Raw genomic sequence first — 947 nt, 5'->3', positions numbered from 1 at the left:
GTAGAATACGATTCTCCAATCCGTCACTACGCTCACGTAGACTGCCCAGGTCACGCCGATTATGTTAAAAACATGATTACTGGTGCTGCGCAAATGGATGGTGCGATCCTTGTTTGTTCGGCGACTGATGGTCCAATGCCACAAACTCGTGAACACATCCTCCTTTCTCGTCAGGTAGGTGTGCCTTATATCGTTGTATTCCTAAACAAATGCGATATCGTGGACGACGAAGAATTAATTGAATTAGTAGAAATGGAAGTTCGTGAACTTCTTTCTACTTATGACTTCCCAGGCGACGACACTCCAGTAATCCGTGGTTCTGCTCTTGCAGCGCTTAATGGTGAAGCTGGTCAATACGGCGAAGATGCTGTAGTTGCTCTTGTTGAAGCTCTTGACTCTTACATCCCAGAACCAGAACGTGCTATCGACCAAGCATTCCTTATGCCAATCGAAGATGTATTCTCAATTTCAGGTCGTGGTACAGTAGTAACTGGCCGTGTTGAAACTGGTATCGTGAAAGTAGGCGAAGAAGTTGAAATCGTTGGTATTAAAGATACAGTTAAAACAACTGTAACTGGCGTAGAAATGTTCCGTAAACTTCTTGACGAAGGTCGTGCGGGCGAGAACTGTGGTGTTCTTCTACGTGGTACTAAACGTGAAGACGTTCAACGTGGTCAAGTACTTGCTAAACCAGGTACAATCAAACCGCATACTAAATTCGACGCAGAAGTATACGTACTTTCTAAAGACGAAGGTGGCCGTCATACTCCATTCCTTAACGGTTACCGTCCACAGTTCTACTTCCGTACAACTGACGTAACTGGTGCGATCTCGCTTAAAGAAGGCGTTGAAATGGTTATGCCTGGTGACAACGTAGAAATGTCAGTAGAATTAATCCACCCAATCGCAATGGACGCTGGCTTACGCTTTGCGATCCGTGAAGGTGG

At 45.3% G+C, this 947-nt stretch carries 1 protein-coding gene; it reads left to right on the top strand.

Translation table 11 applies throughout. The annotated features are described in order from the left end of the window. A partial coding sequence (tuf, locus tag AVJ20_RS18035) for an elongation factor Tu (protein ID WP_111886148.1) occupies positions 1-947 on the top strand: 947 nt, incomplete at both ends.

The sequence above is a fragment of the Acinetobacter sp. CFCC 11171 genome, from assembly GCF_003268405.1.
Classification (GTDB): Bacteria; Pseudomonadota; Gammaproteobacteria; order Pseudomonadales; family Moraxellaceae; genus Acinetobacter; species Acinetobacter amyesii.
The sequence above is the reverse complement of the archived record's forward strand: the minus strand, read 5'-3'. Positions and strand labels throughout refer to the sequence as shown.